Below are 21,589 nucleotides of genomic sequence, written 5' to 3'. Positions count from 1 at the left end.
ACCTAGAAAAATCCTCAATACAATTCCAAAAACAACAAACACCGCGGGATGGAGCAGCCAGGTAGCTCGTCAGGCTCATAACCTGAAGGTCGTAGGTTCAAATCCTACTCCCGCAACCAATATACCACAAAATATCAATGCCCATAACCTCGCTTCCGCGGGGCACTCTGCGTTCCACCAAGGGCAAGCACCAAAAACGGCAGCACAGCACGGCACTCGGGCGCGGTTCAGACAGACGCGACCTACACAGCCGCGACCCGATCGACCAAGGCACGTGACACCGCATCGCCCCGGAGCGTTCCGAAAACGCCCGACCAGCGGCTGCCAAGTCGCGAGCTGCAAAAGCCATCTGACACAAAGCTCGGCGCATGGCGGATCAACAGGGAGGCCTGCCACAGAACCGCCATCTGTTCGCTGAGGTGCCGGGCGGATGCAGGGTCTGCCACCATGGATGGCAGATCATTTTGCAGCCGCGAAAGCGCCTGGTCGAAATCGCGGTTGCCGCCACGGGCTGCGGAGAGCTCCTCCAGAAAGACCTCGCCGGTTTCTGGATCCTTGTGCAGAGCGCGCAGAACATCGAGGCAGATCACGTTGCCGGAGCCTTCCCAGATCGAATTAACCGGTGCCTCGCGATAGAGGCGGGGCATCGGGCTTTCTTCGATGTAGCCGGGGCCGCCATGGCATTCCATTGTTTCAGCCGCATGTTGGATTGCCCGCTTGCAGATCCAGAACTTGGCAATGGCAGTGCCGATCCGGGCCAGTTTGCCGGCACGTGCATCGCCTGCTTCGGCTTCGTCAATGGCCCGGCCCAGGCGCAAGGACAGGGTGAGGGCGGCTTCGGTTTCCAATGCAAGATCAGCCAGAACATTCTGCATCAGCGGCTGGTCGATCAGGCGGCGCTGAAAGGCGGCGCGGTGGCGCGTGTGATGCACCGCCTGCAGCAGGCCTTGTCTCATCAATGCGGCAGAGCCAAAGGCGCAGTAAAACCTTGTGCCCTGAACCATGTCGATGATGGTGCGCACGCCGCGCCCCTCTGGCCCCACGAGGATCCCCCATGTGTCCTGCAGCTCCATCTCGCTTGAGGCGTTGGACCGGTTGCCGAGCTTGTCCTTGAGGCGTTGCAGATAAAATCTGTTGCGCGCGCCATCCGGGGTAAACCGGGGCACGAGGAAACAGGACAGACCGCCGGGCGCATAGGCCAGGGTCAAGAAGGCATCGGACATCGGGGCCGAGCAGAAGAACTTGTGCCCTGTCAGCCGGTATCCTGCGCCATCCGGGACGGCCTGAGTGCTGTTCGCGCGAACGTCCGATCCCCCCTGTTTTTCGGTCATGAACATCCCCATTTGCAGGCCGGTTTTTTCGGATGTAGGGATATCGCGTTGGTCATAGCGCTGGGACAAAAGCCCGCGAACCCAGTCCTCGGCGACATCGGGGGTGGTGCGCAGGGCCGGGACAGCCGCGTAGCTCATGGCGAGCGGACACATGACGCCGCCTTCCATCTGGTTCAGCATGTAGTTGAGCGCCGCGTGGGTCACATGGGCGCCCGGGCCAGGGTTGCGCCAGGCATGGTTTGACAGGCCGTTGCTGACGGCCAGGTCCTGTAGCGCGTGATAAGAAGGGTGAAACCGCACCTCGTTGATGCGCATACCGTATCGGTCGAACGCCCGCAGTTCGGGGGCATGGCGATTGGCCTCATCCGCCTGTTCCATCACCTCGGCGCGGCCTGCATCCTTGCCAAATTGGGCGAGTTTCGCGACAGATCCGGCCGCCCCTTCGCGCAGAACCCCTTCCTGCAACACGATGTCCTGCGACCAGAGATCCTGATCCCCAAGATGGGGCGGCGTATTGGCGACCTCATGGGTGGGCAACTGGGCTATGGGGCGTCTTGGCGGCATGTTCATGCTCCTGTCTCGGGGCGGATTGGGGCAGGGTGTCGACAGGCTGCGGGCCTGGGGCCCTTGCTGACAAGTCTGACGCGAGGGAGCAGGAAACAGAACCCTACGTCACGACAGAAAAACCCCCCGGCAATTGCTGCGGGGGGGCATGTCTGTGGGGCTGAATAAGGCCGCCGGCGCAGGGTGCAGGAAAACCGGTCTGCAGCGTCTTGGCGACAGCGGTGGCTTTATCCGCTCAGCGGGAGATGGCCAAGGTGGTCTTCGCCGCGCTCGCGGGCCAGGCGCATCTGCTTCTGCCGTTCGCGGAAACGCGCCTTGTCTGCTTCAGAGGTCTCATCGATGCACTGATGGCAGGACACACCGGCCTCATAGGCGGGATGGGCTTTGTCCTCGGGCAGGATCGGGCGGCGGCAGCCATTGCACAGCTCATGCGGCCCTTCCTTCAGGCCGTGGCCGACAGACACCCGGTTGTCAAAGACGAAACACTCACCCTGCCAGGTGCTGTTTTCTTCGGGCATTTCTTCGAGGTAGCGCAGGATGCCGCCCTTCAGGTGATAGACGTCCTCGACGCCCTGACCCATCAGGAAATTGGTGGATTTCTCACAGCGGATCCCGCCGGTGCAGAACATGGCGACCCGTTTGTTGTGAAAGCGGTCCTTGTTTTCTTCCCACCAGGCGGGAAATTCCCGAAAGCTGGCAGTCTGTGGGTCGATTGCCCCCTCGAATGTGCCAATCGCCACTTCATAGTCGTTGCGGGTATCGATCACCACGACATCGTCCTGACGGATCAGGTCATTCCATTCTTCAGGTTCGACATAGTTGCCAACACTGGCGCGCGGATCGACGTCCGGCTGGCCCATGGTGACGATTTCCTTTTTCAGACGGACCTTCATCCGACCAAAGGGGGGATGGTCGCTCTCGGCTTCCTTCCATTCCAGACCAGCGCAGCCGGGCAAGGCCCGGATATGGGCGAGCACCGCGTCGATCCCTGCGCGGGGGCCTGCAATGGTGCCATTGATCCCTTCCTGCGCCAGCAACAGCGAGCCCTTGACGGCATTTGCCTCGCACAGCTCCAAAAGGGCCGGCTTCAGCGCAGCGGGGTCTTCGAAACGGGTGAAATGATAGAGTGCAGCGATCGTATACATGCCTTGGCCTTACACAACGGCTCTGTTTCCTGCAAGCGCCAGAGCAGGCGAGAATTGACGCACGCCACCCCTCCGCGTACCCCTAGAGGTCTGACCTTCATGACGTCCAAGCGGAGAGCGATATGACCAAGGCCCTGATCGTGATTGATGTGCAGAATGATTTCTGCCCGGGCGGTGCGCTGGCTGTTCCGGACGGGGACGCGGTGGTCGCCCCGATCAACGCCTTGATGGCAGGGCATGATGCCGTGATCTACACCCAGGACTGGCACCCGGCCGCTCACAGCTCTTTTGCCTCCAGCCATCCGGGCAAAGCCGCCTATGAGATGATCGACATGCCATATGGTCCGCAGGTCCTGTGGCCCGATCATTGCGTGATCGACAGCCCCGGCGCTGCGTTCCATCCTGATCTGGGTCTGTCCGGGGATCTCATCATTCGCAAGGGATATCGCCGTCAGATCGACAGCTATTCTGCGTTCTTTGAAAACGATCAAAGCACGCCAACCGGCTTGCACGGCTACCTGCAAGAGCGGGGCATAGGCGCGCTTACACTGGCAGGGCTCGCAACCGATTTCTGCGTTGCATTTTCTGCGCTGGATGCGGCCCGTCTGGGTTATGACGTGACGGTGGATCTGGCGGCATGTCGGGCGATCGATCTTGATGGCTCGCTTCAAGCGGCCATTGATAAAATGAAAAATGCGGGGGTTGCGTTAATCTAGAGTATGCAGCGATAAGTTGTTAACTCTTTCTTGATATTGGGTATTGGTATTGCCACTAGGGATTTGACAATTGGTGCAGCGGTCCGCCCAGAATACTGATGGGCCTTTGGAAACCTATCACCGTCGCTACAGCCGTCGCGGTTTGATGAACCGCTACGCCAATGGGCGTGTGCGGTATTACCTCTTCCGTCAAAGCACCTTTGTCCTTCTCGCGACGCTCATCGGGATTTTGTTGTCACCCAGCATCGGCCTGATCTGTTTCCTGGTGGCCGTGGTCGGTGACACGATCGATACGATGTACCTGCGCCGCATTTCACCGGTCGAACGGCCGACACCGGTGCGCCCTTTGCTGCGTCTGTCCACTGTCACAGCCCTCATTCAGGCAGCATCCGTTGCATTTGTTGCCTGCGCGCCGGGGCTGTTCATGGATCCGGGGCCTGCTGATCTGCATGAAACCCATGCCGCAACCCTGTTCTCTCTTGGTATCCTGATTGGGGCCGCGATCAATGCCACGGTCAGCCTGCCGCATCATCCGATGGCGGGCATTGTGCGCCTTCTGGTTTTTGCTGCAGCAGCCCTTCTCAGCGTCGTCTGGAGCGCGATTGGCGAGCCGGAGTTCGAGGCCTTTCATGCCTTTCAGCTGGCTGGTCTTCTGATCCTCTATCTGAGCGTCATTTTCTTTGTGAACTTCATCACCAACAGGTTTCACCGCAGTCGCAAGAACACTTTGGCGGTGGCCCTGCAAAACAAACAGCTGGAGCAGATCAACGCCAAGTTGCAGGCCCAGCAGCTGCAGTCTGAACGGTTGGCGGTCGTGGCCGAAAACGCCAATGACAGCGTTTTCCTGATGGATTCTGATGGGCGCATCACCTGGGTGAACGAAGCCTTTAGCCGCATCACCGGTTACCAATACGACGAAGCCATAGGGAAACTGCCGGGGGAGCTTCTGAACGGCGAAGATACGGATCAGGCGGTCATTGACGCACTCGAAGCCGGCCGCGCGACTGGCAAACCCTTCCGTCTGGAAATCCGCAACCGCCGCAAGGACGGTCAGCTGATCTGGCTCGAAACCAATCAGGTTCCGATGCTGCGTGAAGATGGGTCGGTTGAAACCGTCATCGCGGTTGAACGGGACATGACCGCAGCCAAGCAATATGAACAGCAGCTCAATGATGCCCGTATCGCAGCCGAAGAAGGGGCGCGCGTCAAATCCGAATTTCTCGCCACGATGAGCCATGAAATTCGCACCCCCATGAACGGGGTGATCGGCATGGCGCAGATGCTGGAACGAACAGAGCTGGACGAGGAACAGCGCCTTTACGCGGACACCATTCTGGGTTCTGCCCGGACGCTGCTGTCGCTGATAAATGATGTCCTTGACCTGTCCAAGATGGACGCCGGAGAGGTTACGCTGAGCGAGGTTGATTTCGATCCGCGCGCTTGTTTCCAGCAAACGCTCAAGCTGTTCGAACCGCAGGCCCAGGAAAAGGGCATCCAGCTTCATCTCGATATTGCCGAGGATGTGCCGCAGCTTCTCAACGGTGATGACCGCCGACTGCGGCAGGTGATCCTCAACCTTGTTGGCAATGCGGTGAAATTCACCGACGACGGCGCGGTAGTTGTCTCTGTGAACGCTGACCACACCCGTGATCACGTGACCCTGCGCTTTTCGGTAAAAGACAGCGGCATCGGGATCGCACCGGAACAACAAAGCCGGATATTCGAGCGTTTTTCCCAGGCAGATGCTGCCATCACCCGCCGGTTTGGCGGCACGGGGCTGGGCCTGACCATCTCGCGGCTTCTGTGCGAGGCGATGGGCGGGGATATCACCGTGCGCTCTGAACTGGGTCAGGGCGCGACGTTCTCGGCCTATCTGCGGATGAACCCGGCCACTGGCGATGCGGTCGTCGAAAATGCGCAGATCAGCGATTATCAGGACAACGCGTTGGATGGGCTGCGGATTCTGGTGGCGGAAGACAATCGCATCAACCGTCTCCTGATCGAGAAATATCTGCAGGACGAACCGGTAGAGCTGGCATTTGCCATGGACGGCTCCGAAGCGGTGGAGCAGGCCGTGGATTTCCGCCCAGACGTTATTCTCATGGATATGTCGATGCCGGTCATGACCGGCCTTGAGGCGACAGAAGCAATTCGCGAGATGGAAATCGCACAGCCCATTATCACCGCCCTGACCGCCAATGCCTTTGACTCCGACAGAGAGGCCTGCTTGCGCGCCGGAATGGATGATTTTCTCAGCAAGCCGATCAACCGTTCAGATCTGATTGCGGTTCTGCGCAAGCATTGCCAGCAGGTCGCCAGCCGCGCTGCGGGTTGATTTCCTTTGCCCCTGCGGCAGCGCTGTTTTATCAACCAGTGTAACACGATGGATGAGGCCCGCCTGTGGACATTGCAACCCGCGTTTATAACCACAAGTGGAAGATCGACCCGATCGTGCGGTCGCTGATCGACACGGATTTCTACAAGCTGTTGATGTGTCAGTCGGTCTATCGCAACAGACGCGATACCAATGTCCGCTTCTCTCTCATCAACCGGTCCAAACATATTCCGCTGGCCAAGCTGATTGACGAAGGGGAGCTACGCGAACAGCTCGACCATATCCGATCGCTGTCGCTGTCCCGCGGTGAAAGCACCTGGCTGCGCGGCAATACCTTCTATGGCAAACGCCAGATGTTCCGCCCCGACTTTATGGAGTGGTTCGAAGGGCTGCGCCTGCCGCCATACGAGCTGGAGCGCAAAGGCGACCAGTACGAGCTGACATTCGAGGGCAAGTGGCCTGAGGTCATGCTCTGGGAAATTCCCGCACTTGCGGTGCTGATGGAACTGCGCAGTCGCGCGGTGATCAACAGCATGGGGCGGTTTGAATTGCAGGTGCTTTATGCCCGCGCGATGACCCGCGTCTGGGAAAAGATCGAACAGCTGCGCGAGATTGACGGCCTCAGCATTGCTGATTTCGGCACCCGCCGACGGCACGGATTCCTTTGGCAGGATTGGTGTGTGCAGGCAATGCAGGAAGGGCTGGGCGACAAATTCACCGGCACCTCCAACTGCCTGATCGCCATGCGCCGCGAGGTGGAAGCCATCGGCACCAACGCCCATGAACTCCCCATGGTTTATTCGGCGCTGGCAGAGAATGATGCAGCCCTTGCGCAGGCGCCCTATGACGTGCTGTCCGACTGGCACGAGGAACACGAGGGCAATCTGCGCATCATTCTGCCCGACACCTATGGCACCAAGGGTTTCCTTGATCGCGCGCCTGACTGGTTGGCGGGCTGGACCGGGATCCGCATCGACAGCGGAGACCCGGCCGGTGGCGCGGAAACGGCGATCCGCTGGTGGCAGGAGCGCGGCGAGGACCCGCAAGACAAGCGGGTGATCTTCTCTGATGGTCTGGATGTGGCCAAGATCAAGGAACTGCACGCGCAGTTCTCTGACCGGACCAAAGTGTCCTTTGGCTGGGGCACCCTGCTCACCAATGATTTTCGTGGGCTGGTGCCGGATGATGCGCTGGCGCCCTTCTCGCTGGTGTGCAAGGCGGTTTCAGCCAATGGGCGCCCGACTGTCAAACTCTCTGACAATCCTGAAAAGGCGATGGGCCCGGCGGATGAAATCCAGCGCTACAAACGGGTCTTTGGCGTTGGCGAACAGGACAGCCAGGCGGTAATCGTCTAGCAATACTTCGCCCATTTGGGGGTGAATATCGCGGAGTTCCCAACAAGTTGCGGCAATAGATCTGCCCCAATGTTTCGCACGCGAAACAATCGGGCAGACCCTATGACCTAAATACCAATGTCGGTTTAGCCGTGATAGGCCGCGACGGTCTTCAGCTGCGAAAACCCATAAAGCGCCTCAAAGCCCTTTTCGCGGCCGTGCCCCGATTTGCCGACCCCGCCAAAAGGCAGCTCAACCCCGCCCCCGGCACCGTAGTTGTTCAGAAACACCTGACCGGCCCGCAGATGTTTGGCCAGCCGCATCTGCCGCGCACCATCGCGGGTCCAGATGCCTGCAACCAGACCGTAATCGGTGCTGTTGGCAATCCTGACCGCCTCGGCCTCATCCTCAAACGGGATCAGCACCTGCACCGGGCCAAAGATCTCCTCCTGTGCCAGCGGATGATCCGCCGCGACATCGGCAAACAACGTGGGCCGCACATAGGCGCCCCTGTCGCTGGCCGCGTCACTCAGGACACCCTGGGCCGCGATCGTCAGATCGGTACCCTTTGCCAGATAGCCCTCTACGATCTCTTTCTGGCGGGTGGAAATCAGCGGGCCCAAACGCAGATCGGACAAGGCCGGCCCGACGGTCAGCTTGCTGTAGGCCTCGGCCATCGCGGCGCGCACCTGATCGTAGACACCCCGCTGCACCAGAATGCGCGAGGCGGCGGAACAGGTCTGGCCTGCGTTCTGGATCCCTGCATTCACCAGAAACGGCAGGGCGGCGTCCAGATCGGCATCGTCAAACACCAGCTGCGGGGACTTCCCGCCCAGCTCCAATGTGACCGGCACAACATTGGCCCCTGCCGCCTGCTGCACCAGCGCGCCGGTGCTGACCGACCCGGTAAAGGAGATATGATCAACCCCCGGATGCCCCGCCAGCGCCGCGCCTGCCTCGGCACCTATGCCCGGAACCACGTTCAGCGCACCAGCGGGCAACCCCGCCTCTACCGCGATCTGGGCAAAGGCAAGCGCGGTCAGGCAGGCCTCCTCAGCGGGTTTCAGAACGCAGGCATTGCCCATCGCCAGCGCGGCCCCGACAGAACGCCCGATGATCTGCATCGGATAGTTCCAGGGTACGATATGCCCGGTGACGCCATGCGGTTCGCGCAGCGTGTAGACGGTGTAACCGGCCTGATAGGGGATGGTATCCCCATGCAGCTTGTCTGCCGCGCCGCCGTAGAATTCCAGATACCGCGCCAGCGCCACGGCATCGGCGCGCGCCTGCGTCAGTGGCTTGCCGACGTCCATCGCCTCCAGCTGGGCGAGCGTCTCACAGCGCTCCAGCACCATCTGGCCCATCCGGCCGAGGATACGCCCGCGATCGGTTGCGGTCATCTCTCCCCAATCCCCTTCCAGGGCGGCGCGGGCTGCGGCAACGGCGGCGTCGATATCGCGCGCGTCACCGCGGGCGATCTGGCACAGAGGGCTGCCATCCGACGGGTTGGTCAGCGGCAGGGTCTCGCCCGCGGCAGGCGCCTGCCAGCGGCCATCAATCAGGCAGAGTGCGGGATCAAACCAAAGCGGCGCTGCGTCAGTCATTCTGGGCTCCTGCGATGTGAAAACTGTAACTCTTGATCTGATGTTCGGTAAATGGCGCGCCGTCGCGCAGTTGCTCGACGCCCTTGATCGCGCTGAGACAGGTGCCCCAGAACGCCACCGCATTGGGGGATCCGGCCGAGATGCCCATCCGCCAGTAGCCGGGGAATTCAGCAAAAATCAGGCTGGCTGCTGCATGGCCATAGCCCAACCTGCGATAGGCCGGATCAATCGCAAACTCCGATAGTTCTCGGCGGTCATCGGGCAGGTTCAGCACGATGGCAAAGCCGATGCGATCCTCCTCCTGACGGATCCAGAACGCGGTGACATCCTTGCGGTGCAGCATCTGGCCCGCGCGTTCGCTAGGGTCGATCCGCAGATCCGGGGCGATCTCGGAGTAATAGCGGGTCAGCGCCGCTGCAAGCCGCGCGCGTTCGCGTGGCAGGATCAAGGTCAGTCGAAAGCTCATGCCGCCCCCGTTGCCAGATCGGGCAGCACCGGGGCAGCCGCGATCAGGGATTTCGTGTATGGATGTTGTGGCGCGGAAAAGAGATCTTCGGTCTGGCCGTGTTCCACGATCTTACCTTTTTGCATGACCAGACAGCGGTCGGTCATGCTGCGCACCACATGCAGATCGTGGCTGATGAAAAGGTAACTCAGCCCATAGGCGCTGCACAGTTCGGCCAGCAGGTCGAGGATCTGCGCCCGCACGGAAACATCCAGCGCAGACACGGCTTCGTCAAACAGGATCAGCTCTGGCCGCGTGATGAGTGCGCGCGCAATGGCAATGCGTTGACGCTGGCCGCCAGAGAACTGATGGATGTAGCGATCTGCATCCTCGGGATTGAGTCCCACCGCGATCAGTGCTTCGGCCACGCGGTTGTCACGGTCCTGTCCGGTAGGGGCATCCGACACCCCGTGAAAGGGTTCGGTGATCAGCCTCGCCACCTTGTGGCGGGGGTTGAAGCTGCCAAAGGGATCTTGGAACACCACCTGCATCTTGCGCCGCTGCTCTGCCGTCAGCCCCTTGCCCGACAGGGGGGAGCCATCCAGCAGGATCTCGCCCCCTTGGAGCGGTTCCAGCCCCAGGATGGCGCGGGTCAGGGTGGATTTTCCGCAGCCGGATTCACCGACCAGCCCCAGCCTCTCGCCACGATGCAGGGCGAAACTGACGTGGTCCACCGCGCGCATGTGCTCTGCTGGTGCAAACAGGCGTTTGCGGGGCAGGGGATAGTCGCGCACCGCGTTGCGTACCTCGAGCAGCGGAACGCTCTGCGGGTCCGTCGTGACCGGCGGCGGCAGATCGGCCTGGTGGTTCGATGCGGCAAAGAGCTTTTGCGTATAGGGGTGCCGCCGGGTGGCAAGCAGCTGCTTGGTGCTCCCTGTTTCCACCACCTCTCCCTTGCGCATGACCACGATGTGATCCGCCATGTCCGCCACAACGGCCAGATCATGGGTGATGATGATCATCCCCATGCCGTAGTCGCGCACCAGATCGCGCAGCAGATCAAGGATCTGCGCCTGCGTGGTCACATCCAGTGCAGTTGTCGGTTCATCCGCGATCAGCAGCGCGGGGCGCATGGCGATGGCCATCGCGATGACCACCCGCTGACGTTGCCCACCGGACAGTTCGTGGGGATAACGGCTGAGCGGGAAGCGTTCGGCAGGCAGGCCAACCCGGTCCAGCAGGCTGCGGGCCTCGGCTTCGGCTTCGGTTCTGGTTGCACTGCTATGCAAGAGGATGGTTTCCATCACCTGATCGCCGATGCTCTGCACCGGGTTGAGCGCGGTCATCGGTTCCTGAAACACCATGCCGATCTTGCGGCCGCGCAGGTCGCACATCTGCTCTTCGCTCAGCGCCAACAGGTCCTGTCCCTCAAGGCTGAGATGCCCAGACAGGCGGGTGCAGTTGGGCAGCAGGCGCAGGATGGTGAGCGCCGTCAGCGATTTGCCCGATCCGCTTTCGCCGGTGATGGCAAGGATCTCGCCGGGGTCGACCGACAAAGAGACATCGCGCAAGATCGGAAACGCCCCGATGGAAAGCGACAGGTTGGTCACATCAAGCAGCGTCATGCCCGTCCCCCCTGCAATTTCGGGTCCAGCCAGTCGCGCAGCCCGTCCCCCATCAGGTTCAGGCCCAGAACGGTGAGGATGATCGCACAGCCCGGCACCAGCGCCATATGCGGGGCGAGGCTGACCATAGTCTGCGCATCGGCCAGCATCCGGCCCCAGCTGGGCACCGGCGGCTGGGCGCCAAGGCCCACATAGCTGAGACCTGCTTCGGCCAGAATGCCGAGCGAGAACTGGATGGTGCCCTGTACGATCAGCAGGTTGGCAACATTGGGCAGAATATGTTCGGCTGAAATCCGCGCCGCCCCCTTGCCAGCGACACGGGCGGCGAGGATGAATTCTCGCTGCCAAAGCGACAGCGCCGCGCCACGGGTCACGCGGGCAAAGACTGGGATGTTGAAAATGCCGATGGCGATGATCGCATTGATCGCACCGGCGCCAAGGATCGCGGTGATCAGGATGGCGATGACCAGCGACGGGAAGGCAAAAACCAGATCATTGGCCCGCATGATGCCTTCGTCCAGCCAGGACCCCCGCTTGGCCGCAGCGGCCAGTCCCAAAGGCACGCCAAGCCCCATGCCGATCCCCACCGCCACCAGCGCCACCGCAATAGAGGTGCGCGCGCCGACCATGATCATCGACAGGATATCGCGGCCAAAGTGATCTGTGCCAAGCCAATGCTCCGCGTTTGGCGCCTGCAATTTGGCGGGGATGTTCAGGGCGGTGTGGTCGTAGGGTGTCCAGATGAAGGACAGCAATGCTGCCAGCAGGACCAGTGCGGAGAGGATACCACCAAGAAAGAGACTACGGGTCATCGGGGGCCTCGCGTTGATACGGCTCGTCCGGCCGACAGGTCGGACAGCGCCCGACCCTCCCCCCGGGAGGGCGCTTTGCACCCACCCAGGTTCGGGTGCCGTCCTGTCAGGAGGGTCGTTTGGTATGTCATCCGCGCCCCCGCAGTCTCGGGTCAACCAGCGCGTAGGTCAGATCGACCAGGAAATTCACCATGATCACGGCAAAAACCAAGAGCATCACGACGCTCTCCACCACGATCAGATCGCGGGCGGAAATGGCCTGAAACACCAGCCGCCCCAGACCGGGGAGGTAGAACACCTGTTCAATGATGATCGCGCCTGCCAGCAGAAAGGAAAACTGCAACCCGATGATGGTCAGAACCGGGATCAGCGCGTTGCGCAGCCCGTGCCGCCAGAGCGCCTGCCGCTGGCTCAGACCTTTGGCGCGGGCGGTTCGGATGAAATCTTCGCCCAGAATGTCGAGAAGCGCCGAGCGCATGACACGGGCCAGGATGGCCGCCTGTGGCAGGGCGAGCGCGATGGCGGGCAGGGTAAGGGAATGCAGCGCAGCGAGCGGCCCTGCCTCCCAGCCGACAAATCCCCCGGCGCTGAACCAGCGCAGATTGATGGCAAAGACCAGCACCAGCATCATCGCAAACCAGAAGTTCGGCACCGCAACCCCCAGCTGGGTTGCCCCCATCACCGCGATATCGCCTGATTTGCCCCGGCGCGCGGCGGCATAGATGCCGGCGGGCAGGGCAATCAGCGTAGAGAGGGTCAGCGCATAGATCGCCAGCGGCAGCGACACCCAGAGCCGGTCTGCAACCATCTGCGCAACCGGTGTGCGATAGGTGTAGGAGGTGCCGAAATCGCCCTGCAACATGCCGGTGAACCAGTTGATGTAGCGGGTGACTTTCCCCTCGTCCAAGCCCAGTTCACTGCGCAGGGCGGCGATCGTGTCGGGTTGGGCGTTGATCCCCAGCATAAAGGACGCAGGATCACCGGGTGCAATTTCGATCACGAAAAAGATCACCCAAGAGGCAACCACAAGGCTGACGATCAGCGACAGCAGGCGTTTGGCAAAGTAGCGTCCCATCAGCGGCAGGTTAGGGGGGCGTCGGGCGCGGGTCCAGAGGGGGCGCCACCGATCCCTTGCAAAAGCAGAAAAATTTCCAATTTCCAACTGTATAGGGGGCATGTTGCGGTGGCATTCGTGCGTCTATCGCGCAGGTGCCTTGTCTGTTTTCGATCTTGGCTTGGGCGGCCTGGGTCTTTGGGTTTGGCGCGGGGGCGTTCCGGGCTATCTCTGGGCTCATGACTGAGATTTCGCTGGATGACCTGAACCTCGCCCCCGACCCAATGTCCGAGAGCGTCGCTGATGAGGCGCTGGATGTGATTGCCGTTTCCGAAACGGACGCCCCGCTGTTCATCGGCTCCGAGATCTATCGCGGCTCCAGCTATGGGCGGATGCATCCGCTGCGGGTGCCGCGTGTGTCCACGGTGATGGACCTGACGCGGTCGATGGGCTGGTTGCCGCTGAGCCAGTACCGCGCCTCTCCGCGTGCCAAGCCTGCGGCGCTGCACAGCTGGCACAGCCCCGACTACATTGCCGCGCTGCAGGCGGCTGAGGTCGCGCAAGAGGTCAGCGAAGAGGTCAAGGCGCGGTTCAACATCGGGACAATTTCGAACCCCGTCTTTCCAGAGATCTTTCGCAGGCCAGCCACGGCGGCTGGCGGTTCTATCCTGGCGGGAGAGCTGCTGCGGGACGGTGGCGTGGTCTACAACCCGGCGGGCGGGACACATCACGGCATGCCGGATCGGGCCAATGGGTTCTGCTATCTCAATGATCCGGTGCTGGCGATGCTGTCCCTGCGCCATCACGGGGCGCAGCGGATTGCCTATGTGGACATCGATGCCCATCACGCGGATGGGGTCGAGCACGGTTTTGCCGGCGATCCGGACGTGCTGATGATCTCGACGCACGAGGAAAATCTCTGGCCCAAGACTGGTCAGCTGGCCGATGATGCGGGGGGCAGCGCGCTGAACCTGCCAGTGCCTCGTGGGTTCAATGACAGTGAGATGGCCTATATCCGTGAGGAGCTGATCCTGCCTGCGGTGGCGGATTTTGCGCCGGATGCGGTGGTCCTGCAATGCGGGGCGGATGCGGTCACCGAGGATCCGCTGGCGCATCTGGACCTGTCCAACAATGCCCATTGGTCGGTGGTCGCGGCGCTGCGGTCGCTTGCGCCGCGCTATCTGGTGTTGGGCGGTGGCGGGTATAACCCCTGGTCCGTCGGTCGACTGTGGACCGGGGTGTGGGCAACCCTGAACGGGCATGAGATCCCCGACCGTCTGCCACCAGCGGCTGAGGAGGTCCTGCGCGGGCTGGAGTTCAAGGGCCACCGTCTGGGGCGCAATCCGCCAGAGCATTGGTTCACCACGTTGCGCGATGATCCGCGCCCCGGCCCCGTGCGCGACCAGATCCGCGAGTCGGTTGCCATGCTGCGCCGGCGGCGGGGGCTGGGTTGAGCGGCTGAAACAGAAAACAGCGCCCGCTTGGGGCGCTGCTGTTGTGGCTCTGATCCTGGGGTTTTGGGGCTTATTTTGCCCAGCTCACCGCCGTCAGATCGGTGGCTTGTGTCGGGGCATTGGCCCAGAGCCCCTGCAGATCGGCCTTGGCGACGCTCAATGATGCCAGCTGGAACAGGAAGCCGTTCACATAGTCATTGGCAATGATCTCCTGCGCCTGTTGCAGCATCTTGGTGCGGGCGTCGGGATCGGTGGTGCCGGTCAGCTCTGCCATCAGGTCCTGAAAGGCTGCGTTGTCATACTGGAAGTAGTAATCGGGCCGGGCATAGATGCCGATATCCATCGGTTCGGTGTGGCTGACGATCGACAGACCGAAATTCTTGCCCCGGAACACGGTTTCCAGCCACTGCGCCCATTCCACATTGATGATCTCGGCGGTGATGCCGACCTCGGCCAGTTGCGCGGCGATGATCTCTCCTCCCCGGCGGGCGTAGGACGGCGGCGGCAGGTGCAGCGTGGTGGTGAAGCCATCGGCCAGACCCGCCTCTGCCAGCAGTGCGCGGGCTTTCTCCGGGTCATGGGCGCTGGTGCCGGTCAGATCGACATAGGCCGGGTTGTGGGGCGCGAAATGGGTGCCGATCGGGGTGCCGTAGCCAAACATCGCGCCATCAATGATCGCCTGTCGGTCGATCGCATGGGCCACGGCGGCGCGGACCTTGGGATTGTCGAAGGGCGCCTGTTTGTTGTTGATCGACAGAATCGTCTCACCCTCGGTGGAGCCAACAAGAACCTGGAACCTTGGGTCGGCCTCGAATTGGGGCAGGTTCTCTGGTGCGGGGAAGCCGGAGAACGCATCCACATCCTCAGCCATCATCGCGGCAAAGGCGGCGGTCGGGTCAGAGATGAATTTAAAGGTCGCCGCACTCAGCGCCGGGGCCTCGCCCCAGTAATCCGGGTTGCGGGCAAGGTCGATGCGATCACCCTGCACCCAGTTGGTGAAGGTGAAGGCACCGGTGCCAACGGGGGCGGTCTTGATCGTGTCGATGCTCTCTGGTGCGACGATGACGGCATCGCCCCATGCGAGGTTGAACAGCAGATTGCCGTTGGGCTGTGACAGGGTGATCTGGACAGTCAGCGGGTCAACGGCATCCACACTGGCAATATCGGCAAACAGCGCTTTTTGCGCGTTTGTGCTATCCTCGGCGCGGGCGCGGTCGAGGCTGAATTTCACATCCTCTGCGTCCATCGAGGTGCCATCATGGAAGGTCACGCCATCCTGCAGGCGGAAGGTATAGGTAAGCCCATCCTCTGAGATCTCCCAGCTCTCGGCAAGGCCCGGCACAACCGAGCCGTCGCCCATGAAGCGGGTGAGCCCCTCGAAGACGTTGGAATAAAGCACCTGATCAATGGCGCCCGCAGCGGCGCTGGTGGGGTCAAGATGCGGCGGTTCCAGCTGAAGGGCCACGGTGACGGTGTCGCGCGCGGATGCGGCCCCCGCCAGAATGGCCAGTGCGGAACTGGCGGCAAACAGGAATGGCAGTCGTGTCATCGGTGGTGTCTCCCTCTGGTGGTGGCCGTATTTTGTGACCTTTAGGAAAACTGTTCCGCATTTTCCGTCAGGTAATCAAGGTTGACGGGACATTTCGCCCCCTAGAAGCGCGCAGCGTAAATTGCTAGCGGTGCGCAATGCGAACGGAGAGGACAGCATCATGAGTGCAACGGCCCGCAAAATGGCACCCAACGCCGAGGATATTCGCGCCCGCAAAGGCGGCACCCCGCTGGTGAGCCTGACCGCCTATACCACACCCATGGCGCAGTTCATGGACGGTCATTGCGATTTTGTGCTGGTCGGCGACAGCGTCGGCATGGTGCTGCATGGGCTGACGTCGACGCTGGGGGTCACCATGGAGATGATGATCCTGCACGGGCAGGCCGTCGCGCGTGGGCTGAGCCAGTCGATGATGGTGATCGACATGCCGTTCGCCAGCTATGAAGAAGGCCCCGCGCAGGCGTTTCGCAATGCTGCCCGCCTGATGGCGGAGACCGGCGCGGGCGCGGTAAAGCTGGAGGGTGGCGTGGAGATGGCGGAAACCATCCGCTTTCTCGTGAAACGTGGCATCCCGGTGATGGCACATATTGGCCTGACGCCGCAGTCGATCAACACGCTTGGTGGCTACAAGGTGCAGGGCCGCGATGCGCAGGCCGATGCCGTGCTGGCAGATGCCCATGCGGTGGCGGAGGCTGGCGCATTTTCCGTGGTGCTGGAAAAGGTGCCGCAGGGACTTGCGGATCGGATCACCGCAGAGGTTGTCATTCCCACCATTGGCATTGGTGCCAGTGCAGGCTGTGACGGTCAGATTCTGGTGGTTGATGACATGCTGGGCTTTTTCACCGCCTTCAAGCCCAAGTTCGTGAAACGCTATGCCGATCTCGGCCCCTTGGCAGAGGCCGCCATTTCCGAGTATGCAGCCGACGTGCGCGCGCGCCGTTTCCCCGCGCCCGCGCATGTGTTTGCAGACCAGGCCCCGATGGCTGCCAAGGCGGCAGCGTCCAAGGCCCCGCAAAAGGACTGATCCCATCATGACTGCCCCGATCCTGCGCCGCCTGAGCGATCTGCGCGCGTTGCATTCCGAATGGCGCCGCGAGGGTGCCCGCATTGGTCTGGTGCCCACCATGGGTGCGCTGCACGAGGGGCATCTGTCGCTGGTTGCTGCGGCCAAGGCGGCCTGCGACCGGGTGATTGTCACGATTTTTGTGAACCCCAAGCAGTTCAACAATGCCGAGGATCTGGCGAAATATCCACGCACTGAACTGGCGGACGCAGAGAAGCTGGCCCCTTATGGTGTGGATGCGATCTATGTGCCGGATCCCGATCAGATCTATCCCGAAGGCTATGCCACAACCGTCTCTGTTACGGGGCTGACCGATGTGATGGAGGGCGAATTCCGGCCTGGCCATTTTGACGGTGTGGCGACTGTGGTGGCCAAACTGTTCCTGCAAAGCGGTGCGGATGAGGCATTTTTCGGGGAAAAGGACTATCAGCAGCTGATGGTCGTGACCCGGATGGCCCGCGATCTGGATATTCCCATCACCGTGCATGGATGCGCCACCGTGCGCGAAGCCTCGGGGCTGGCGATGTCTTCGCGCAACATGCGCCTGTCACCAGAGGCGCTGGGCAAGGCCGGGCAGCTGTATCCGGTGTTGCGGGAGCTGGCAGATCAGCTGCAGGCGGGGGCGCGGTTTGACGATATTTTGCCAGCCGCCAAGGCCCGTCTGAGCGAGGAGGGCTTTGGGGAGCTGGAGTATCTCGACTTGCGCTGCGGTGAAACTCTGGCCCCTCTGGAGCGCGCGGACCGGCCCGCGCGTCTGCTGGTTGCGGTCTGGCTTGATGGGATCCGGCTGATCGACAATATCGCTGTTGATCCGGTCTGAGGCGGATTGGACAAACTAATCGATTAGTAGGGGCTGGTAGCGGTACCGCTTTTGCGTCTAATCTCTGCTCCGACACGACCCAGGGAGGGGCAGAGATGACATTTATTCTGGCGATCGATCAGGGCACGACCTCGACCCGCGCCATCCTGTTTGACGAAAAGATGCAGGCAGTGGGCTCTGCCCAGCAGGAATTCACCCAACATTTCCCGCAGGCCGGGTGGGTGGAACACGATCCAGAAGACCTGTGGCGCACGACGTTGGATGTCTGCCGCAAGGTGATGGCAGAGCAGGGCGTCAAGGCTGGCGATATCGCAGGTATCGGCATCACCAACCAGCGCGAGACCACAGTGGTCTGGGATCGCCACACCGGCGCGCCCATCCACAACGCAATCGTCTGGCAGGATCGCCGCACCAGCGCAATCTGCGAAGAGCTGCGCAGCGCGGGCCATGAGGACAGTGTGCGGCAGAAGACCGGCCTGCTGCTGGATCCTTATTTCTCCGGCACCAAACTGAAGTGGATTTTGGACACCGTGCCGGATGCGCGGGCGCGGGCCGAGGCCGGTGATCTGCTGTTTGGCACTGTCGACAGCTTTCTGATCTGGCGCCTTACTGGCGGTGCGTCGCATGTGACCGACGCGACAAATGCGGCCCGCACGCTGATGTATGACATCCGCAAGGGACGCTGGAGCAGCGAGATCTGTGGCTTCCTCGGCGTGCCGCGCGATATGTTGCCGGAGGTCAGGGACTGTGCCGCCGATTTCGGCACCACCAAGGAAGAGTTTCTGGGCGGAGAGATCGCCATTCTGGGGGTGGCTGGCGATCAGCAGGCAGCCACCATCGGGCAGGCCTGTTTCCAGCCGGGGATGATGAAATCAACCTATGGCACCGGCTGTTTTGCGTTGCTGAACACCGGCGACACGCCTGTTGTGTCGCAGAACCGGATGCTGACCACTATCGCCTATCAGCTGGATGGTGCACCGACCTACGCGCTGGAGGGCTCCATCTTTATTGCGGGGGCCGCTGTGCAGTGGCTGCGTGACGGTCTGGGGATCATTGCCAATGCATCAGAGACTGGCGATCTGGCGATGCAGGCTGATCCCGGTCAGGACGTGATCCTTGTCCCAGCCTTCACCGGGCTGGGTGCGCCATATTGGAAGCCGGACTGTCGCGGCGGCATGTTTGGTCTTACCCGTGGTTCGGGCCCCGCGGAATTTGCCCGCGCAGCGCTGCAATCGGTGGCCTATCAGACCTGCGATCTGTGGGAAGCGATGCGGGCGGATTGGGATGGTGATACCCAGGTCACGCTGCGCGTCGATGGCGGGATGAGCGCAAGCGATTGGACGATGCAGAGCCTCTCTGACCTTCTGGGGGCCGCTGTGGACCGTCCGGTGATGCAGGAAACCACGGCGCTTGGGGCGGCGTGGCTGGCTGGGATGCGTGCTGGGGTCTATCCGGATCAGGCGGGCTTTGCCGAGACCTGGGCGCTGGACCGTCAGTTCACACCGCAGATGGAGGCTGACGTGCGGGATGCGGCCTATGCGCGCTGGAAACGCGCGGTTGAGGCGGTCATCGGCGTGTAACACTTTGCTGCAGGCGGCAGGATCTCCCGCCTGTTTGCGCCCTTTCAGGGAAAGGCCCCCACAGTTGGGCGTGACGCCGCGCATTGCGCGGCGTTTTTCGTCGCACCTGGCCGGTGTCAGCCGATCCTTGCACCGGACGGCAGTGTTGCCGGGCGGGCATTCAGCTCTTCGATGGAGAAGCCCGCGATGGATTTGTATTTGGCGGCATGGGCGGCCAGGTCTTCGTGCGGGATCACGGTGTTGATGTCGGTGAAATCACCACCGCAGAGGTCTTCGACCTGTTGCAGCACGCCATCCGGCCCGCCGCCTGCGCGATTGGCGGTGGCCACTGCGGTGGTCACCGGGCGCACGGCTGTTTCATAGGCGGCGAGCGCGTGCTGTGTGACACCCAGCGCAAGCATCTGTGCGCCAATGATCCGGGCATCGACAATCGCCTGGCTCGCCCCATTGGAGCCAACGGGGTAGGTGGGGTGCGCGGCATCCCCCATCAGGGTGACCGGACCGTCCTGCCAGGTGGGCAGAGGATCGCGATCAACCATCGGGTATTCATACACGATCTCGGCCCCCCGGATCAGAGCCGGGATGTCGATCCAGTCGAATTGCCAATCGGCAAAATCCGGGAGAAAATCGGCGATATCTGCCGCGCGGTTCCAGCTTTCACGGTTCCAGGCCGCGGCGGGGTCGAATTGCTTTTCTGCGATCCAGTTGATCGTGGCGATTCCTGCATCGTCCGGCTGGCTGATCGGGTAGGCAACAATACGCAGGTGATCGTGGCCGATCATCGCCATCGCGGCGCCGCCATGAAAGGAAAGGGCACGGGTTGTCGCGCGCCACAGGATGCGGCCATTCCAAATCGGTGCGCCCTCGTTGGGGTACATCTGGGCACGGATGGCAGAGTGGATGCCGTCGGCTGCAATCAGCATGGTGCCCTCTGCGCTGCGACCGCCCTCGATGTGAAGACGAACGCCCGCGCTGGTGCGGTCATACCCCGTCGCACGCGCGCCCGTGGTGATGACATCGTGGCCTGCCCGCTCTACCAGCGCGTGGTAGAGCATCATCTGAAGTTCCCCGCGGTGGACGGAGTACTGCGGCCAGTTGTAGCCGGCGGCCTGCCCGCGGGGTTCTTCCCAGATGGTCTTGCCGAGTTTGGAATAAAACCCGAGCTGGGCGGTGCGAACTCCGATGGCAGAGAGGGCGTCCTCCAGCCCGAGATCGATCAGCTCGCGCACTGCGTTGGGTTGAAGGTTGATGCCCACGCCCATGGGTTTCAGCGTTTGGGTGGCTTCGTAGATATGAAAAGGCACACCCAGGTCGTGCAGGGTGAGGCCAAGGGTCAGCCCGGCAATTCCTGCGCCTGAAATCAATACGGTCATCTTGTCCATCCCCCGGTTGGCCGCGCAGTTGGCGGCAGCAGCCTGCCTGTGTTGCTTGTGGCGCAACATGGCAGGAGCCGGGTTCAGATGGCAACAGGGCAAAGGCGGGAGAGGTTGCGCCATTTCGCCCTTGTTAGAGCCTGAGTTCAGCTGTCCTCGGCGCTGCCAAGGCTGAGGTCGGGGCCAAAGATCACGTCTGAGTAGCTGTTGAGATAGATCTTGAGCCAGGGCGTAAAGCGATCCGGATGGCGCTGCACTTCGGCGAGAAGGTCGTGATAATCCACCCAGCGGGTTTCCATGACCTCTTCGGGGTTTGGGGCCAGTTTGACGGGCCGGTGGGCATGGGCGAGAAAGACATCGACAACCTCGTGTTCGATGAGCCCGTTGCCGACATCCGCCCGGTATTCGAGGTGGTGGCGGAATTCGGGATATAGTCCGGTGATGCCCAGCTCTTCTTTCATGCGACGCACGGCACACGCAGAGGAGGGTTCATCCCATTGCGGATGGGTGCAGCAGGTGTTCGCCCACAGGCCTGGCGTATGGTATTTGCCAAGCGCGCGGCGCTGCATCAGGATTTCACCACCTTTGACCACAAAGACAGAGACGGCCTTGTGCTTTAGCCCTTTTTGATGGGCGGCCAGTTTTTCCACCGGGGTGAGCGTGCCATCAACCCAGGCCGGGATCATATGCGACATCAGTGGCCCTCTCGCAGGTGAGACGTTGGGCCGTGCGGCAGGGAGCGTGCAAAAAGGCAGGTCATCAGCAGAAAATCGTGTCCCATCATG

17 protein-coding genes and 1 tRNA gene are annotated in these 21,589 nt (G+C 61.8%); 8 read left to right on the top strand and 10 right to left on the bottom strand.

Annotation, left to right across the window (positions count from 1 at the left end; all coding sequences use genetic code 11):
• Positions 1–42 precede the first annotated feature (42 nt).
• A tRNA-Met gene (locus KUV39_RS12685) sits at positions 43–119 on the top strand.
• A gap of 123 nt (positions 120–242) precedes the next feature.
• On the opposite strand, the gene KUV39_RS12680 is transcribed toward KUV39_RS12685, so the two are convergent.
• Positions 243–1,895, bottom strand: coding sequence for an acyl-CoA dehydrogenase family protein (locus tag KUV39_RS12680; protein WP_222459922.1), 1,653 nt, complete (start codon positions 1,893–1,895; stop codon positions 243–245).
• Positions 1,896–2,122: 227 nt separating this feature from the next.
• Positions 2,123–3,040, bottom strand: coding sequence for an oxygen-dependent tRNA uridine(34) hydroxylase TrhO (gene trhO / locus KUV39_RS12675; protein WP_046211671.1), 918 nt, complete (start codon positions 3,038–3,040; stop codon positions 2,123–2,125).
• 122 nt (positions 3,041–3,162) lie between these two features.
• Between trhO and pncA the strand changes: the two genes are divergently transcribed.
• From pncA to pncB, 3 genes are all read left to right on the top strand, one after another.
• A complete protein-coding gene (pncA, locus tag KUV39_RS12670) occupies positions 3,163–3,756 on the top strand; it encodes a bifunctional nicotinamidase/pyrazinamidase (RefSeq protein WP_222459921.1) in 594 nt (197 codons plus the stop codon).
• Positions 3,757–3,829: 73 nt separating this feature from the next.
• Positions 3,830–6,091 carry a PAS domain-containing hybrid sensor histidine kinase/response regulator gene (locus KUV39_RS12665; RefSeq protein ID WP_278830202.1) on the top strand — a complete coding sequence of 754 codons (2,262 nt, stop codon included), beginning with the start codon at positions 3,830–3,832 and terminating at the stop codon, positions 6,089–6,091.
• Positions 6,092–6,156: 65 nt separating this feature from the next.
• The gene (pncB, locus tag KUV39_RS12660; protein WP_222459920.1) at positions 6,157–7,446 is read left to right on the top strand and encodes a nicotinate phosphoribosyltransferase; all 1,290 of its coding nucleotides are present in this window, start codon (positions 6,157–6,159) and stop codon (positions 7,444–7,446) included.
• A 125-nt stretch (positions 7,447–7,571) separates the two neighbouring features.
• Here pncB and KUV39_RS12655 read toward each other — a convergent pair whose 3' ends face one another.
• The 5 genes from KUV39_RS12655 to KUV39_RS12635 all read right to left on the bottom strand — a co-directional run bounded on the left by KUV39_RS12655 (position 7,572) and on the right by KUV39_RS12635 (position 12,986).
• The gene (locus KUV39_RS12655; protein ID WP_222459919.1) at positions 7,572–9,029 is read right to left on the bottom strand and encodes an aldehyde dehydrogenase family protein; all 1,458 of its coding nucleotides are present in this window, start codon (positions 9,027–9,029) and stop codon (positions 7,572–7,574) included.
• Positions 9,022–9,495: a GNAT family N-acetyltransferase gene (locus KUV39_RS12650; RefSeq protein ID WP_222459918.1), complete on the bottom strand. Its 474-nt coding sequence runs from the start codon at positions 9,493–9,495 to the stop codon at positions 9,022–9,024. The genes KUV39_RS12655 and KUV39_RS12650 overlap by 8 nt, the downstream gene beginning before the upstream one ends.
• Positions 9,492–11,099, bottom strand: coding sequence for an ABC transporter ATP-binding protein (locus KUV39_RS12645; protein ID WP_222459917.1), 1,608 nt, complete (start codon positions 11,097–11,099; stop codon positions 9,492–9,494). The genes KUV39_RS12650 and KUV39_RS12645 overlap by 4 nt, the downstream gene beginning before the upstream one ends.
• Complete coding sequence (locus KUV39_RS12640) at positions 11,096–11,911, bottom strand: ABC transporter permease (RefSeq protein ID WP_222459916.1); 816 nt, start codon at positions 11,909–11,911, stop codon at positions 11,096–11,098. Before KUV39_RS12640 ends, KUV39_RS12645 begins: the two co-directional genes overlap by 4 nt.
• Before the next feature lie 127 nt (positions 11,912–12,038).
• Positions 12,039–12,986, bottom strand: a complete 948-nt coding sequence (locus KUV39_RS12635; RefSeq protein WP_008559376.1) for an ABC transporter permease — start codon at positions 12,984–12,986, stop codon at positions 12,039–12,041.
• A gap of 263 nt (positions 12,987–13,249) precedes the next feature.
• Here KUV39_RS12635 and KUV39_RS12630 point away from each other — a divergent pair, with 263 nt between their 5' ends.
• Positions 13,250–14,419: an acetoin utilization protein AcuC gene (locus tag KUV39_RS12630; RefSeq protein WP_222459937.1), complete on the top strand. Its 1,170-nt coding sequence runs from the start codon at positions 13,250–13,252 to the stop codon at positions 14,417–14,419.
• A 70-nt stretch (positions 14,420–14,489) separates the two neighbouring features.
• Here the strand turns inward: KUV39_RS12630 and KUV39_RS12625 are convergent, their stop codons facing one another.
• Entirely contained in the window at positions 14,490–15,968 is a 1,479-nt protein-coding gene (locus tag KUV39_RS12625) for an ABC transporter substrate-binding protein (RefSeq protein WP_222459915.1), read from the bottom strand.
• A gap of 160 nt (positions 15,969–16,128) precedes the next feature.
• On the opposite strand from KUV39_RS12625, the gene panB reads away from it, so the two are divergent.
• The 3 genes from panB to glpK all read left to right on the top strand — a co-directional run bounded on the left by panB (position 16,129) and on the right by glpK (position 19,431).
• Positions 16,129–16,992, top strand: coding sequence for a 3-methyl-2-oxobutanoate hydroxymethyltransferase (gene panB / locus KUV39_RS12620; protein ID WP_222459914.1), 864 nt, complete (start codon positions 16,129–16,131; stop codon positions 16,990–16,992).
• Between the two features lie 7 nt (positions 16,993–16,999).
• Positions 17,000–17,851 (top strand): pantoate--beta-alanine ligase, encoded by an 852-nt coding sequence (gene panC / locus KUV39_RS12615; RefSeq protein WP_209035522.1) that lies wholly within the window; start codon positions 17,000–17,002, stop codon positions 17,849–17,851.
• A 95-nt stretch (positions 17,852–17,946) separates the two neighbouring features.
• On the top strand, positions 17,947–19,431 hold the full coding sequence (glpK, locus tag KUV39_RS12610) for a glycerol kinase GlpK (RefSeq protein ID WP_050673986.1): 1,485 nt from the start codon (positions 17,947–17,949) through the stop codon (positions 19,429–19,431).
• Positions 19,432–19,547: 116 nt separating this feature from the next.
• Here the strand turns inward: glpK and KUV39_RS12605 are convergent, their stop codons facing one another.
• Positions 19,548–20,804, bottom strand: a complete 1,257-nt coding sequence (locus KUV39_RS12605) for a flavin-dependent oxidoreductase (protein WP_222459913.1) — start codon at positions 20,802–20,804, stop codon at positions 19,548–19,550.
• 146 nt (positions 20,805–20,950) lie between these two features.
• Positions 20,951–21,499 carry an isopentenyl-diphosphate Delta-isomerase gene (gene idi, locus KUV39_RS12600; RefSeq protein ID WP_008560181.1) on the bottom strand — a complete coding sequence of 183 codons (549 nt, stop codon included), beginning with the start codon at positions 21,497–21,499 and terminating at the stop codon, positions 20,951–20,953.
• Positions 21,500–21,589 lie beyond the last annotated feature (90 nt).

Origin of the sequence: Phaeobacter italicus (genome assembly GCF_019801785.1) — a bacterium.
In the GTDB taxonomy this organism is placed as follows: Bacteria; Pseudomonadota; Alphaproteobacteria; order Rhodobacterales; family Rhodobacteraceae; genus Phaeobacter; species Phaeobacter italicus.
The sequence above is the reverse complement of the archived record's forward strand: the minus strand, read 5'-3'. Positions and strand labels throughout refer to the sequence as shown.